This window comes from Phnomibacter ginsenosidimutans (genome assembly GCF_009740285.1).
Lineage (GTDB): Bacteria > Bacteroidota > Bacteroidia > Chitinophagales > Chitinophagaceae > Phnomibacter > Phnomibacter ginsenosidimutans.
The window spans coordinates 4,307,521-4,322,704 of record NZ_CP046566.1 but is presented as its reverse complement, the minus strand read 5'-3'; the positions used below and the strand labels follow the sequence as shown (position 1 = coordinate 4,322,704).

Sequence of the window (15,184 nt, the reverse complement as noted above, 5' to 3'; positions counted from 1 at the left end):
ATTGTTTTATCCCAATCAAAATCCGTGTTCCTCCGTTCCTATCCTGCAAATCCTCGTCCAACTGTTACATAAAAAATCCGTGCATCAGCGGCTATCCATCTATTGCCATAGAGTAACCAATGCTCACAGGCCGGGAGGCCTGAGAGAGAAAAATCAGCGCAAATCCGTTCCCATCCTGCCAATCTTCGTCCCATCAAAAAATGAGCTGTTCCAAGTCATGTTTTTATGCAGGGCTTTAACGGAAATTGGCAGCGCCGACACGGCATTTGGCATAGGTTTGTGCCAACTATTTTTTAAACCGACTTGAGTATGAAAAAACTGTTTGTAGCCATTGGCTTGCTATTGAGCATGACGGCCATGGCCGACGAGGGCATGTGGCTGCCCTACCTGCTGGGTCAGCAGAAATATGCTGAAATGAAAGCCAAAGGATTGAAGCTGACACCCGAACAATTGTACAGCATCAATAAAAGCTCGTTGAAAGATGCCATCATCATTTTTGGTGGCGGTTGCACCGGCGAAATCGTAAGTGCCGAAGGATTGATTTTTACCAACCACCACTGCGGCTACGGCGCTATTGCCAGTGCCAGCAGCATGCAAAACAACTACCTGAGGGATGGCTTTTATGCCAAAACAAAAGCCGACGAAATTCCTTCTGCCGGACTGAGTGTACAGTTTTTGGTACGCATTGATGATGTAACCAAACAAGTACTCGACAGCATGAAAGGCCTCAGCTGGAAAGACTGGGAAGCCAAAAAGGCCGGCGTATTTGACGCCATTGCCAAAGCCGCTACTGCCGGCACTCACTACGAAGCCCGTGTGTATGGCATGTTTAAAGACAACCAGTTTATCATGTACACCTACGAACGTTTTAAAGACGTACGACTGGTAGGTACACCCCCCGAAAGTGTAGGCAAGTTTGGCGGCGATACCGACAACTGGGAGTGGCCCCGCCACACCGGCGACTTCAGCATCTTCCGCGTATATGCCGGTAAAGATGGCAAGCCCGCCGACTTCAGTACCGAAAACGTTCCGCTGAAACCCAAGCACTTTTTACCCATCAGTCTCAAGGGTGTAAAAGAAGGCGACTTCAGCATGATTTTCGGTTATCCCGGCAGCACCAACCGTTTCGAAACTTCGTATGGCATAAAGCTGGCTACAGATGTAAAAAATCCAGCCTTCGTGTACATGCGTGACATTCGTTTGAAAGCCATGTTTGAAGAAATGAAAAAAGATGCGGCGGTGAAATTGCAACTCGCCAGCAACTTTGCCAGCCTGGCCAACTACTGGAAGTTTTATGATGGCGAAACCAAGCAACTGCTGAAGTACGATGTGTACGCCACCAAGAAAAAACAAGAAGATGCATTGCAGGCGTGGATCAGCAAAAACAACAAAGCGGAGTATGCAGGTATTTTCAGCAATTATGAAAAAGCCTACGCGGCATGGTTGCCTTATGCCAAGCAAAAAGAATACTATGAACAAGGCATTACCGGCCCTTCCGTTATCAAATTTGCCAACCGTTTAGAAGCGGTAGAACGCTTCCTCACCAAGGGTGGCGGCGATGCTAAAAAAGCATTGGCCGACCTCACGGCTGCCCGTACTGCCCTGCTGAAGGACCTGAACAAACCCAGCGAGCAGCAAATGCTGTGGCAGCTGGTGAAAGCTTTCAACAAAGACATTGTGCCCGACCAGCAACCCGTGATGTTTTACAACCTCATGAAGCAAGGCTTTGGCAGCCTGAATGATGACAACACGTACAAAATGTGGGCAGCGGCAGCGTTTGCCAACAGCCTCATTCTCGATGATCAAAAGTGGACCACGTTTGTGGGCAACCCCGATGCCGGCTCACTGCAAAATGACCCATTGTATTATACTGCCAAATCTTTCCGCGAAAACTGGAACAAGTACAAACCACAACTCGATGCATTCAACAACGCCAATGCAGAGCTGGGCCACCTGTACCTGAAAGCCTACCGCGAAGCCAACGCTACCAAAGTGATGTACCCCGATGCCAACTTTAGCATGCGTACTTCATTTGGCAATGTAAAATCGTACAAGCCCCGAGATGGCGTGAAGTATGATTTTGTAACCACCAGCAGCGGCTTACTGGAAAAATACAAGCCCGGCGATTATGAGTTTGATTTGCCCGCTAAGCAAATTGAATTGCTGAAAAAGAAAGACTTTGGTCCCTATGCCGACCCCGTTCGCAAAGACCTGGTGATTGGTTTTATTACCACCGACGACATTACCGGTGGCAACAGCGGCTCACCTGTTATCAATGGCAATGGCGAACTCATTGGCCTGGCATTTGATGGCAACTACGAAGCCCTCAGCCACAAAATCAATTTCGATAAAGACCTTTGCCGCACCATTTGCGTAGACATTCGCTACGTGCTGTGGTGTGTAGATAAACTTGGTGGTGCCAGCAACATCATCAAAGAATTGAAGCTGGTGAAATAAATGGTGGGTGGGTGGTTGTTGGTGCTTGATAGCCAACGTTCCCCTCACTCCAAACTCCTATTGGAGGTGCAACAATAGCCCACGGTTTAAACCGTGGGCTATTGCATTACGAGCAATTACATAAAACCGTTTCAACGGTTTCTACAAAGCCTGCACACAAAACATTCCAAATTACCAAGTACATCCCCGACCACAGTCGCAACTGCCAGATAGCATCTGACAACCACTAAATCCTCGTCCGGAGACGAGGACCATAGAAAAGAAAACAGGCTGCATGAAAATCCTGCAGCCTGTTGATTATCGTGATTGTATTTATGCTTGCGGAGGTTTAGGGCCACCGCCGCCGCCAGGTTTGGGTCGGAAACCACCGGGCTTGCCGCCGCCAGGTTTACCGCCGGGCCGGCCACCACCGCCTTGCGGCCTGCCTTTACCATCGCCCCGGAAGGGCTTTTTGCCGCCACCACCACGGCCACCGCCAAAGCCGCCTTCGCGGCGTTCAAACGGTTTCCATTCCGGTGCCGGGCCAAGGTCGCTGGGCAAGGGCAACTTGGGCACTTCTTTCTCCAGCAGTTTTTCAATGCCGGCAAACTTGCGCTGGTCTCTGGGGTTCACCAAGGTAAAGGCCGTGCCATCTCTTTCGGCACGGGCTGTACGGCCAATGCGGTGCACATAGTCTTCCCCATCATGCGGTACGTCGTAGTTAATCACCAAATCAATGATGTCGATATCAATACCGCGGCTCATGATGTCGGTGGCCACGAGTATTTTAATCTTTTCGTTGCGATAGTCGAGCAGTACGTGTTCCCGTTCCTGCTGTTCCAGGTCGCTGTGTATTTCGGCTACTTTCAGGTGTGCTTTCTTCAGGTCGAAGGTGAGGCGTTTTACACTCTCTTTGCTACTACAAAACACAATGGCCAAGCGGTACGGCGTGGTGCGCAACAAGAGTGTTACGAGTTTTATTTTTTGCTCATCGTATACAATGAAAGCACCCTGCTTTATTTTTTCCGGCGGCTTGCTGATGGCAATGTTGATTTCTGCCGGGTCGTGCAAAATCTTCTTGGCCAGGTCGCGGATTTTGGGCGGCATGGTCGCACTAAACAGCAGGTTCTGCCGCTCTTTGGGCAGGTAGTTGATGATGCGGAGGATATCGCCGTGGAAACCCATGTCGAGCATACGGTCAGCTTCATCGAGCACCAGGTATTTGAGTCCGTGCAGTTTTACATAACCCATGTTGAGGTGGGCAATCATGCGGCCGGGCGTACAAATAATGATGTCGGCACCAGTGCTGAGGGCTTTTTTTTCCTGGCTAAACAAATCGCCATCGCCACCACCATACACGGGTATGCCGCCAATGTCGGTAAAGTAGCTCATGCCTTCCAGCGCCTGGCTGATTTGTACTGCCAGCTCACGGGTGGGCACAATCACCAAACAGTTTACGGAGTGATGGTCTCGTGGCTCGGTAAGGAGTTTGTGAATGATGGGCAACAGAAAGGCGGCGGTTTTGCCCGTGCCGGTTTGGGCACTGGCTATCAGGTCGCGGCCTTCCATAATGAGCGGTATTACCTGCTCTTGCACCGGCGTGGCGTTTTGGTAGCCCATCGACTCGATGCTTTCTTGTAACCTGGGATCGAAATTAAATGCGGAGAATGTCAAGGGAAATTGATGTGTTTTTTTCAGCACAAAAATGTGCCGGTTCTTGTGTTCTTATATCAAAAAGGAAGCTACACTATTTGGGTGTAGCTTCTTTACTTATTCTACATGATGAGAGTTCTTTGTTAAACAGACAGGCGAGCATTCTATTCCTTACCAAACCACAAACCCACTACCCCAAAATCTCCCAGGTTTCATTGCCACGGAGCAGCTTCGCCAGGTTGCCTTTGCCTTTTTTGGCTACGGCTTCTTCCAGTTGCATGGCCATTACGTCTTCGTAGCAGGGGCGGTCGGTTTGGTAAAACACGCCAAACGGACGAGGCAGGTGGCCCGGTTTACGGGGGTCATCAAACAAACGCACCAGTATTTGTGCTTTGAAAATATCGTGCTCGTCGTGTACCCACAGGTCGTCGGCAGTAAAGCCTTCGCCCAGTGTTACCACTTCTGGTGTAAAGCCGTTCAGGCGAACACCCTTATTTTTTTCTGCACCAAAAATCATGGGCTGGCCGTGTTCCAAAAACAGCACTTCATCCGCCTTGGTGCCTTTCTCTGTAAATATTTCAAAAGCACCATCGTTGAAGATGTTGCAGTTCTGATAGATTTCTACAAAGCTGGTACCCTTATGGCCATGAGCCCGTTTCAGTGTTTCCTGCAGGTGCTTCGGGTCGCGGTCCATACTGCGGGCAATAAACGTCGCATCGGCACCCATGGCCAGCGCCAGTGGGTTAAACGGATGATCGATACTGCCCATGGGCGTACTCTTCGTAATCTTATTGGTTTCAGATGTAGGTGAGTATTGGCCCTTCGTCAAACCATAAATCTGGTTGTTGAACACCATCAGGTTTACGTCGAGGTTTCTGCGCAGCAGGTGAATGGTGTGGTTGCCACCAATACTCATGCTGTCGCCATCGCCACTCACAATCCACACACTCAGCTCGGGGCGGCTGGCTTTCAGGCCACTCGCTATGGCAGTAGCACGGCCATGAATGCTGTGCATGCCAAACGTGTTCATGTAATACGGAAAACGGCTGCTGCAACCAATGCCGCTAATGATGGCAATGTTTTCCTTCGGAATGCCCAGGTCGGGCATCACCCGCTGTACCTGTGCCAATATGCTGTAATCGCCGCAACCGGGACACCAGCGTACTTCCTGGTCGGTTGCAAAATCTTTTGCGGTAAGCTTGGGGGCTGTTGCCACATCTGTACTCATGCTCAAACAATCATTTTAAGTATTCCTGCGAATTTACCGGTTTCACACATTCCATAGTGTGACAAAAAGCAGGCCGGCTGGTGTGGGCCTCATTTTTGGCCCGGCTTTTTTACGAAAACGTTGCCAACCAGTTTATGCAGTCTTCTGAGCCTGCAGCTCTTCCCAATACTCCGCTGCCCGGCGGGTATGGGGTATCACTATGGTGCCACCCACAATATTGGCCACGGCAAATATTTCATACATCTCTGCTGTGTTCACACCCAGCTCATGGCATTTGCCCAGGTGGTATTTAATGCAATCATCGCAGCGCAGCACCATGCTGGCTACGAGGCCCATCATTTCTTTGGTTTTGGTGCTGAGGGCACCTTCGGCATAGGTGTTGGTGTCCAGGTTCCAGAGGCGTTTGATCACCAGGTTATCCTTGCTCAAAATCACCTCGTTCATGCGGGTCCGGTAGTCGTTGAATTCTTGTATCAGATTACTCATAAAATGTATTTCGCAATTAAAAAAGACAGCCAGCAAAAGTAGGGGCTACCGGCAGTTGTGCAGGTGTCAGCTGCAGTTCGGGCTGTCACTACTACTCCTCGTCCTTGCTGCGCTGCGGCCTGCGGGGTATCCGCTCCATCCCGCAGCCCATCAGCTTTGTGCTACTATCAACAACCAATGCGTTGTACAGTTCGAATTTGCAATTGCCGATGTATCGGCATTAGCTTTCCGTCAGCCCTTATTCAGTGTAATAGTTAAAAAAGGTTGTTTTAGTCGATGCCTGTTAGTCAGGTCTTACAATGGCGAGTGTCTGTCATAGACAGCATTCAGGTTGACCGTTCCTTCACTACCCTATGCCAGGTTATTTTTGTAAATGCAGCGAAGAAGAGCCCAGTACTCAAAAAGACATAAGCAGAGGGATTATAAAAATCCAGCCACCAAATAACGAGGCCAATAAATCCAAATAGCAATCCACCTAAACACAGACGGTAATTCAGAACCCTCAACTTTCCCTTGCCAATAGATACTTCGAGGGAAGGATACTTGTCGTTCGTTTTGCCAATAATAAGGCAATTGAAAATACCCAGGCAAAAAATCAATCCGGCAATTAAATAACCCTGAAAGATTGAAAAGTCAATAAAACTAAAGCTAACATAGACCAAAAGCAAAAACGCCAATGCGATTCTCAAGTATATGCTCTTCCATCTGGTCATGTCCATAAAAATAATAAAGCTAAAGCTAGCAGATAACACCGGCTTTCACCGTCCAACAGTCTTGGCATATCCTTACATTTCATGTTCAAAATTTATTCTTCATGACTTCCATTCGCTTGCTCCTGATTTGCATTTTACTGGCCGCATCGCAACTGCCCGCAGCTGCCCAAAGCAACCTCATTCAGCTCACCGACATGCTGAAAATAAAACAACCCGGCAGTGTAGATGTAAGTGCCGATGGTAGCAAAGTGGTGTACACCGTTACCAGCATTGTACCCGACGAAAAAACCAAGTGGGAGTACAATTACCAAACACAAATCTGGCTGCAACAGCTCGATGGCAAAAGCCAGCCCCGCCAGCTCACCACCGCCAAAGAAGGGGCCAGCTCTCCCAGCCTCAGTCCCGATGGGCAAACACTCGCTTTTGTTCGGGTGGCCGATATGAAACCGCAAATCTTTTTGCTGTCTTTGAGTGGCGGTGGCGAGCCCGTACAGCTTACCCGCATGCCCAACGGCGCCGGCAACCCACAGTGGAGCCCCGATGGCAAACGCATCTTGTTTTACAGCAGCTACAGCCCGCAAGACATTGTAAAAGACAGCCTGCTCAATCCCGGAAAAAAACTGCCCACTTGGAGCCTCGAAAAACCGGGCTTTGCCGGCAATGAACAATTGCTGCCCTCCAACGCCAGCCTCAACCCCGATGGCTCCATAGCCGAAGTGCGGGCCTGGTTGGAGCAAAACGAAAAAGACAACAAAGCCAAAGTCATCAGCAAGCTCAACTTTCAGCAGGAAAGCAGCACTTCTTCCGCCATCAGTATCGCCCATGCATTTGTGATAGATGCCATACCCGGTGCAGTAGCCCAAAACATCAGCGCTGGTTTCATGAGTGTGAGCAATGTGCAGTTTATTGGCAACAGTGGCGATGTATTGCTCGAAGCGGCCTTCAACCCCGGGCTGCACCCCGACAGGGTTCAGCAAGAAACCGCCATCTACCGCAAGTATGCAGGCAGCGCTATGTATCAAATGCTGCTCGGTGCTGCAGACAGCGGCTTCGGCGGCAGCAGTCTATCGCCCAACGGCACCTGGCTGGCCTACAGCTATGGCAAAACCAGTTTTGTAAGCCAACGCAAACTGGCCATTGCAAAAACAGGTGATTTGAGTAAACGCATCAGCATTCCTTTCGATAGAAACATTAGCCAAATGGATTGGACCGCTGATGAGCAGTACCTCTATTTTACCAGCCAGAGCAATGGTGGTGTGGTACTCTATCGCCTGCACATTGCCAGCAAAAAACTGGAGCAGCTTACAACCTTCAACGAAGGGGTGGGCAGCTTTGAAGAAGAAGCGGGCAAACTCGTGTTTGTAAAAACAGACATCAGCAATCCGTTTGAGTTATACCAGGCAGATGCTGTGGCCAAAAACCAACAACGCCTCAGTTCCTTCAATCACGATTGGGTATCGAAGAAAACATTGAGCATACCGGAAAAGCGCAGTTTCAAAAATGAAAAAGGGTTGGAAGTAGAATACTGGGTGATGAAGCCAGCCAATTGGGAGCCCGGTAAAAAATATCCTACCATTTTGGAAATACACGGTGGCCCAACAGCTATGTGGGGCCCCGGCGAAAACAGCATGTGGCATGAGTTTCAATACTACTGTGCCAAAGGTTATGGCGTGGTGTACAGCAACCCACGTGGCAGTGGCGGTTACGGAGAGGCATTTATGCAAGCCAACATCAACGACTGGGGCAATGGTCCTATGAACGATGTGCTCACCGCCCTCGACAAATCGGCCAAAGAATTTTCTTGGATTGATACCAGCAAGCTGGCCGTAACCGGTGGCAGCTATGCAGGCTACCTTATTGGCTACATGCTGGGCCACGATCAACGTTTTAAGGCCGCCTGTGCTCAACGGGGCGTGTACGACCTGCGTACGTTTTTTGGAGAAGGTAACGCATGGCGATTGGTGCCGAACTATTTTGGTGGCTACCCCTGGCAAAAAGCCACCTACGATGTGTTGGAAAGAGAGTCGCCTATCAACTATGTTCAGAACGTCACCACACCACTCATCATCTTCCATGGAGAGAATGATTTGCGGACGGGCGTTATTCAAAGCGAACAGTTTTACAAGAGCCTGAAAGTGCTGGGCCGCACGGTAGAATATGTACGCCACCCCGGTGCCACCCACGAAATCACCCGCAGCGGCAACAACCGCCAGCGCATGGATCAAATGCTACGCACCTGGGAGTTTTTTGAGCGGTTTATAAATAGATAATCTCTTTAAAACCATATACCCCCCCATTAAAGAGTTCATTGAACTCTTTAATGGGGGGTATAAATTCTATCTTAATTAGGAAATCATGGAGTCTGCAATAACTGCTAGTTCCAATAGATAGTATTTCCTATACTTGCTTTCTTCTGGTTTGTCTATATGAAAATATGCGTAAGAATACCCATTAGGATAGCTTTGTGAATTTGCTTTAATTAGATACTTATCGAAGTCCTCTTTTTTCTTGAAGCCAACTAAATTGAAAATAACAATGCAATTAAAAACCAATGAATTGCTATTACAATACGCCTCTTGATACTTATAGAGTTGAGACCTAACTTCAGCAAGATATTTTTCATTCTCTTTTCCCGCCCATTCAATAAATCCAGTTTCCCAAGTGGCTTTAACATATTTAGCCTCAATGTAATAATGCTCTTTATTGTCATTGTAGTTTAGAAACAAATCGCATCTACCTATGTGTTTTTTGTTTTGATAAACCGGAAACTCCCTTACTATCGAAATGGATCCATCTTGATCAAATCTGGATATTCCCGTAGCCATCATTGTTAGCAAAGGTTCTTCTTTATAAGTATGCCAAAATTCTTCCCAAACATTAGATTTTTCGAATAAACCACACTCATAAGCAAATGCTGTAATCCAACTTTCTATACGTTGCTTTAGAGTATCATCAGAGTGTTTATGAAGAATTTTGCTACTAACCATATAAATGATTTAAGAATACTTGATTAAATGTAATCATTCCCCTCTGCCACTCTTTGGCAGGGGGTCTTTTTCTTTGAGTTGTCATCATTAGTGCACGGTTCCTTTCTCAATCAATCGCCACCGCATGCTGTTGCTTGGCGGGTTGGGTAGATATGGTGGATGGCAAACTTTCTAAAATGGTTTGGCGCAAAATATCCAACAGCCTTTCCTTCACAAAGTGGCGGTACGTTACCAAGCTTATTTCCCGCACCGGTGCTGGTGGTTTAAAAAAACGGATGCAATCCAGTTCGGCTTCGGGCATGTCTTGCAGGGCCAGCTCTGGTATGATAGTGCTGCCTTCGTTGATGGCCACCAGCTTCTTCAACGTTTCAATACTACCCGCTTCATAATCGAGTTGAAAACCTTCGTGTTCCTGCTTTTTCAGTTCGCACAAATTGAGGGCCTGGTTACGAAGGCAATGGCCCTCTTCCAGCAGCCACAGTTTGTTTACATCAATATCGCTGGCCAGTACATATTTCTTTTTCATGAGCTTGCTGCCCGGCGATGCATACACTACAAACTGCTCGTAAAACAAGGGCTGTTCATTGAGCGTTGGTCGCTTGAGCGGCGTCGCCAAAATGGCCGCATCCAGTTGCTGGCTTTCCAGCTGTTTGATGATGAGCTCGGTATTCATTTCCGAAATGTGCAGCTTCACCTGCGGGTATTGCGCCAAAAAACGGGGCAAAAACAAAGGCAGTAAAAAGGGGGCAAGCGTTGGAATGATGGCAATGCGCAAATCGCCGCTGAGCTGGCCTTTTTGCTGCTGTACCACTTGCTCCAGTTGCTTCGCTTCTTTGAGCACAATGCGGGCCTGATCAATGATGGCTTTGCCCACATCAGTAGGAATAACGGGCACTTTGCTGCGGTCGAAAATTTTTACGCCCAGCTCTTCTTCCAGCTTTTTAATCATCATGCTGAGGGTAGCCTGCGTTACAAAACAGCTATCGGCGGCTTTTACAAAATGCCGGTGTGTATCTACGGCTACAATGTATTCGAGTTGCTGCAGGTTCATGATTGGTTGCCGACAGATGTTGATGGCCCATCGATATGGCAAAATTATAGCAACTATCTATGATCACATTGTTATTATCAGTTTGATTGATGGTAAGTTCCTGTTTACTTTGAGTTTATAATTCGAGTACACTTCCATCAGAAGCCAAAATAATTATGTGTGGTGTGATGAAAACGGCCTGCCCTCGTGGCGGGCTTTTTTCATACAGCTACATTGCGGATATACGTGGTAAACACCGGCCACCATTGGCGTCCCGATGCATCAAGTCCCAGCAAATGGTTGTGCCAAATGCTGATCATTTGTCCGCCCGACTGCTGTACCCGCTGATGCATCAGTTGCAGTTCGATGGCCGCATCGGCGGGTGCATCCTTTTGTTCAAAAATGGAATTAGCATCCATCCAGCCAAAGGGATGAATTTCCAGTTCGGTGCTGCACTCATTGTCCAAATCGTACCAATAGTAGGGAACGCTGGTGCCTGCTCTAAAACCATTGATGGTACCATAACCCATGCTGTACTCTTGGCGAATACCCACTTGCAACAGCTGCCGAAAAGTTTGCGGCAACCGGAAGTTGATGTAATGCATGCGGTTGCTTTGGTTGGGTTGTTGCAAAATATGTTGCAATATGTTTTGCTCTTGTTGCAAAACTGAAGCTTGCAATGAAGCAGCCCAACTAGCATGCAAACCCACATCACTGTGCGTGGCCGTGTGCCGCATCAACGCCTGCAAAGCCTTGCTGTTGGGTGAAATATTTTTATCGTAACCTTTTTGTATTTGTGCCAACAGAAAAAAATACTGTGCCGGAATGTGTGCTGCTGTATGTTGTTGCTGTATCGCCGCAAACACATCAAACGGATCGGGAGCTTTGTGCTGCAATACAGCCAAGCGTTGTTGTAATGCCGTTCTATCATTGCGCAGCAACGACTTGACAGCGCCGCCCACATTGCGCCAAAAGCCTTTGTGTAAATAACTCCATGCCAGGTCTACATCAAAACTGAGCAAAGTGCTGGCTTTTGTAGATATGGGTTGCCATTCTGGAAAACATACTTGTAAAGCAGTTATCAACTGCTGTATCCATTCATCTACAATGGGTCTTTTCAACCAGCCCAGCTGAAACAACACGCTGTTGGTATGGCTGTACCTACCGTACTCATCTGGTTCATATTTGGGCAAATATTCTTCGTAGCGGGTAATGCAATAAAACGCAGCCGCCAATACATCAAACGGATGATCGCCGGCAGTGGTAGGAAAAATGATGGCTTGGTTTTGCCAGCGACTTTGTGGTACAGCTTTGTCAGCAATTCCCGTTTCGTACAAGAGCTCAGCAGGTTGTATCTGATATTGTATTTGTGTAAGCTGTTGCGTTGAATAATTAATGACCGGTTCTTGCAATGGCAGCGCTGCAACTGTTGTCACCAGTGGCAAGGGTTTGCCTTGCAACCGCTGCCCCAGCCATGCCGCCATGTATTGCAGCCGCGGCGTTATTGTATCTACCAGCATTACCATGCGCTGAAAATAAAAAAGTCGGCCTAATGCCGACTTGAAAGTTTATGTACATGTTCTGCTTATTGCATACCCCGCTCCTGAGCACTGTTGATGATGCTATCAAATACAGTTTGCGAAATGTATTGCGGCACATACGTAATGCCGCTGCTCTGCAGGCCGCGGTTGAAGGCCCGCATGTGGTTGCGGCTTCCTTTCGCCAAATTGCCATACACCATGTCTATATCTTGGTTGTCTGATTTTTCAATGGCTACGGCCAGGTCAAACAAATCAAGATCTTCAATGGTAGCACCAACAGTGAGTGCAGCATTGGCGCTTTGCAAACCATCAGCCACCAGTTTGTTGTAGAGCTGTTGCAAACCAGCATCTGCAAATTCGCCGGGTTGTTTGTTGGCTGCAGGGTCGGTCAGGTTGTACTTGTTGAGCAAACTCAGTACCGCATCCATGTGGCGCTGTTCGCTGGCGGCAATATTGCTAAACTGCTGCAGGCCCCACTTGGCATACAGTGCCTGATACACATCCCGGGCCAGTTTTTCTTCTTCCCGCATGTGCAGCAAACTTGCTTGCTCAAAGGCACTCAACGGCTCTGCGGGCAAAGCCATGATTTGCGCATTCATTACAGCCGAATTTTTTCCGGGGTTGGCTTTTACCCCATCGGTTTTGGCACAGGCAACCAACAGAACCAGCATAGCAGCAAGCAGGGAAACGGGAAATTGGCGTGTCATACGTGTTGTTGTTTACGGTGAAAATGATACTTCAAAGAGACCGCATTCAACTACGGTGCAACGTGAGCATAGTCACCCCAACGTTACTATCCTGCCAACCAAGGTTAATGAATGTTATAAACGACGACAGCCGGCGCATGTGCCGGCTGTCGTCATTTTTATCAGATGAGGTTGCTACTACCACTGATCCCAGTCGCCAAAGCGCAGGCCAATGTTGTAGGGTGCATGATCCAAACCAGATTTGTACATGCTCTTGGGTGCATAGCTACCGTAGAGCAAAATAGGTCCGAGGCCAATTTCTCCTACGTATTGAAATTTCCAGGGTTCAATATCAAAGTTGCCTTTGATTTTTTGCTTGCCGGCTTCGTTGCTTATTTGCTTGTTGCGGCTGCTGTAGAGGTAACCGGCACTTACACCTGCACTCAGGCTAAAGCCACCACCGTTGGGTTTGGTATCTATACCTATCATCAGCGGCACGGTTACATAATCCAGCGCCAGTTTGTTTTTTTCAAAGGTTTTGTTGTCACGAAAAACATGCGGGTCGCTACCTTTTACGTAAGTCGTTTTCAGGTCTGTATCAAAGCGATAGTTGTTCAGCTCTAGCATTAAACCGTAGGATACATTCAGCACCCGGTTTTTGGTAATGCCGGCCCGCTGGCGCACAATCCACAGGTTTACGTTTACACTTTTACCATTGCGGAGGTTAAAATCGCTGCCGCTGAATGCTGGCGCACCCGCTGCCGGACGAGCATAGGCCTGTGCCGCTGCACTACCATAGTTGGTATTGTCGGTAAAATTGGAGAAACCCAAATCCAACGTCATCCAGTTGGTGCTTACACGCTTGGGTTTCTTTTTGCCAGAACTCCAGCGAACGGTATTGCCACCGTTTGTTTCTACGGTGTTGGTACTCCCGTCTTTCTTTTTAATAATGGTCATGTTGCCTACCCGGATGGTATCCGCGGTTTCGGTGCGTGTGCTGTCTGATTGGCCATAGCTTGCCAATGCGGCTGTAGTGCAGGCCGCTGCGAGTAACATTGTCTTCATTGTTTGTAGGAATTTATTGTGTTGAAAGTGTTTCCTGAAAAGTTGCATCAATCTATGCTGTTTACTTCATAGTGGCAGCGCCGTTGTCGTTGGCGGCTACAACCTCGCTTTTGTCAAACGAACGAGTGACCTTGCGGGTTACAGTTCTGAAAACGCCACGCAACTTTTGTTTGTTGATTTTGGCGCCGGCTATGTTGATGCTGTTGTCTTCTTCTTCGGTTTCCATTTCGGTAAAGGCTGCATAAGTGGCCTGCACTTTGCTATTGCTGTTGGCTTGCACCGCCAGTGTAGCAGGCATTGCCTCGGTTTGAATATTGGCCTTCATGGCCTTAGGCGTTTGGCCTGCATTCAGGGCTGCCGTTTCTTCTGGCGACAAGCGATAAGCGGCAATCATGCGGGCTCTTTCTTCGTTGCTCTGTGCATTGTCTTGTGCTGTAGTAGCGGGCTGTGTGCTGGCTGTTTGCACGGTAGTCATAATTACCGGCGATTGCTTACCCGGCTGGTTGACCGCATACTGTGCCAGAGGTGCATCGGGTGCAGTTTGCTGCGGAGCTACTTGCTTGTTAGAATCGGTCTGTGCAACTGATTGTACCGTTGGTTGATTGCCGCCGGGCGTATTCACTTTCGCCTGCAATGGCTGCTCTTCGGTTACAGTGGTAGTATTGCTGTTGTTGAAAAAAGCAAACCAACCAATGCCAATCACAGCAGCTGCTGCGGCCAGTTTTTTCCAGGCGGCCAAACGAACAACTGGTGCTTTTTCTCCTGCTTCGCTGCGCAACAATTTTTCTTTGTTGGGCATCAGCACCGCTTCGGATTGCAGCAGGGTTTGCTGCAGCAGCAACCAGTCTTTCTGCGTTTCGGCATCGGCCAGCACTGCTGCGGGTATGCTGCCGCCATTGTCCAACGCTTCCAGCAATTGTAGCTGGGTGCTGGTCAGGTTGTCGGCATCCCACTGCATGGCTTTGATGAGGCGATACTTTTGCGGCATGGCTGCGGCTTCGGCAGTAAGGCGGGTGTGTTGCAACAGCTGCCATTCTTTTTGTACCAATGGTTCGTTGCTGAGTGTGTTGGGGTCGGCTGTGGGTGTGCGGTCGAGCAAATCGAGCAGGGATGTTTGCAGCGGCGTCAGCTGGTCGGCATCCCAGAGTTCGGGTTGCAGCAGGTCGTCTTTTCCTTCAAATGCCAGTTCGTGGTCGGGTGTGAGGCGGGTGTCCATCAGCAGCTGCAACTCCTCGGCCAGGTCGGGGTGCTTTTCGCAAAAAGCGTCCACCTCCAGCATCTGCTGCGGGGCCAGTTCGCCGTCCACATACAGCAGGAAGAAGTTTTCGTAATTGTTTCTGTTGATGGTCATGATTAGAA

General features: G+C 48.6%; 11 protein-coding genes. 2 read left to right on the top strand and 9 right to left on the bottom strand.

All coding sequences use genetic code 11. From position 1 onward, the window contains the following. Positions 1-309 precede the first annotated feature (309 nt). Positions 310-2,457 (top strand): S46 family peptidase, encoded by a 2,148-nt coding sequence (locus tag GLV81_RS18770; RefSeq protein ID WP_157480546.1) that lies wholly within the window; start codon positions 310-312, stop codon positions 2,455-2,457. Between the two features lie 312 nt (positions 2,458-2,769). Here the strand turns inward: GLV81_RS18770 and GLV81_RS18765 are convergent, their stop codons facing one another. The 3 genes from GLV81_RS18765 to GLV81_RS18755 form a co-directional block, all read right to left on the bottom strand. After that, positions 2,770-4,056: a DEAD/DEAH box helicase gene (locus GLV81_RS18765; RefSeq protein WP_157480809.1), complete on the bottom strand. Its 1,287-nt coding sequence runs from the start codon at positions 4,054-4,056 to the stop codon at positions 2,770-2,772. A gap of 223 nt (positions 4,057-4,279) precedes the next feature. Continuing rightward, a complete protein-coding gene (locus GLV81_RS18760) occupies positions 4,280-5,317 on the bottom strand; it encodes a 2-oxoacid:ferredoxin oxidoreductase subunit beta (RefSeq protein ID WP_157480544.1) in 1,038 nt (345 codons plus the stop codon). A gap of 132 nt (positions 5,318-5,449) precedes the next feature. Further along, complete coding sequence (locus tag GLV81_RS18755; RefSeq protein WP_157480542.1) at positions 5,450-5,803, bottom strand: carboxymuconolactone decarboxylase family protein; 354 nt, start codon at positions 5,801-5,803, stop codon at positions 5,450-5,452. An 814-nt stretch (positions 5,804-6,617) separates the two neighbouring features. On the opposite strand from GLV81_RS18755, the gene GLV81_RS18750 reads away from it, so the two are divergent. After that, positions 6,618-8,786 carry a S9 family peptidase gene (locus tag GLV81_RS18750; RefSeq protein WP_157480541.1) on the top strand — a complete coding sequence of 723 codons (2,169 nt, stop codon included), beginning with the start codon at positions 6,618-6,620 and terminating at the stop codon, positions 8,784-8,786. Between the two features lie 75 nt (positions 8,787-8,861). Here the strand turns inward: GLV81_RS18750 and GLV81_RS18745 are convergent, their stop codons facing one another. From GLV81_RS18745 to GLV81_RS18720, 6 genes are all read right to left on the bottom strand, one after another. Beyond that, entirely contained in the window at positions 8,862-9,503 is a 642-nt protein-coding gene (locus GLV81_RS18745; protein WP_157480540.1) for a hypothetical protein, read from the bottom strand. A gap of 106 nt (positions 9,504-9,609) precedes the next feature. After that, complete coding sequence (locus GLV81_RS18740; RefSeq protein WP_157480539.1) at positions 9,610-10,554, bottom strand: LysR substrate-binding domain-containing protein; 945 nt, start codon at positions 10,552-10,554, stop codon at positions 9,610-9,612. A 200-nt stretch (positions 10,555-10,754) separates the two neighbouring features. Further along, the gene (locus GLV81_RS18735) at positions 10,755-12,053 is read right to left on the bottom strand and encodes a DUF7033 domain-containing protein (protein ID WP_157480538.1); all 1,299 of its coding nucleotides are present in this window, start codon (positions 12,051-12,053) and stop codon (positions 10,755-10,757) included. A 65-nt stretch (positions 12,054-12,118) separates the two neighbouring features. Beyond that, the gene (locus tag GLV81_RS18730) at positions 12,119-12,781 is read right to left on the bottom strand and encodes a DUF2202 domain-containing protein (RefSeq protein ID WP_197428769.1); all 663 of its coding nucleotides are present in this window, start codon (positions 12,779-12,781) and stop codon (positions 12,119-12,121) included. A gap of 177 nt (positions 12,782-12,958) precedes the next feature. Further along, a complete protein-coding gene (locus GLV81_RS18725) occupies positions 12,959-13,825 on the bottom strand; it encodes an outer membrane beta-barrel protein (RefSeq protein WP_197428768.1) in 867 nt (288 codons plus the stop codon). Between the two features lie 61 nt (positions 13,826-13,886). Continuing rightward, on the bottom strand, positions 13,887-15,176 hold the full coding sequence (locus tag GLV81_RS18720) for an anti-sigma factor (protein WP_157480536.1): 1,290 nt from the start codon (positions 15,174-15,176) through the stop codon (positions 13,887-13,889). Positions 15,177-15,184: the final 8 nt, after the last annotated feature.

Coding starts and splice junctions, on each gene's coding strand:
- GLV81_RS18745 (WP_157480540.1), bottom strand. CDS start 9,503: ATGGTTAGTAGCAAAATTCTTCATAAACACTCTGATGATACTCTAAAG.
- GLV81_RS18755 (WP_157480542.1), bottom strand. CDS start 5,803: ATGAGTAATCTGATACAAGAATTCAACGACTACCGGACCCGCATGAAC.
- GLV81_RS18735 (WP_157480538.1), bottom strand. CDS start 12,053: ATGCTGGTAGATACAATAACGCCGCGGCTGCAATACATGGCGGCATGG.
- GLV81_RS18740 (WP_157480539.1), bottom strand. CDS start 10,554: ATGAACCTGCAGCAACTCGAATACATTGTAGCCGTAGATACACACCGG.
- GLV81_RS18720 (WP_157480536.1), bottom strand. CDS start 15,176: ATGACCATCAACAGAAACAATTACGAAAACTTCTTCCTGCTGTATGTG.
- GLV81_RS18730 (WP_197428769.1), bottom strand. CDS start 12,781: ATGACACGCCAATTTCCCGTTTCCCTGCTTGCTGCTATGCTGGTTCTG.
- GLV81_RS18760 (WP_157480544.1), bottom strand. CDS start 5,317: ATGAGTACAGATGTGGCAACAGCCCCCAAGCTTACCGCAAAAGATTTT.
- GLV81_RS18765 (WP_157480809.1), bottom strand. CDS start 4,056: ATGGGCTACCAAAACGCCACGCCGGTGCAAGAGCAGGTAATACCGCTC.
- GLV81_RS18725 (WP_197428768.1), bottom strand. CDS start 13,825: ATGAAGACAATGTTACTCGCAGCGGCCTGCACTACAGCCGCATTGGCA.
- GLV81_RS18750 (WP_157480541.1), top strand. CDS start 6,618: ATGACTTCCATTCGCTTGCTCCTGATTTGCATTTTACTGGCCGCATCG.
- GLV81_RS18770 (WP_157480546.1), top strand. CDS start 310: ATGAAAAAACTGTTTGTAGCCATTGGCTTGCTATTGAGCATGACGGCC.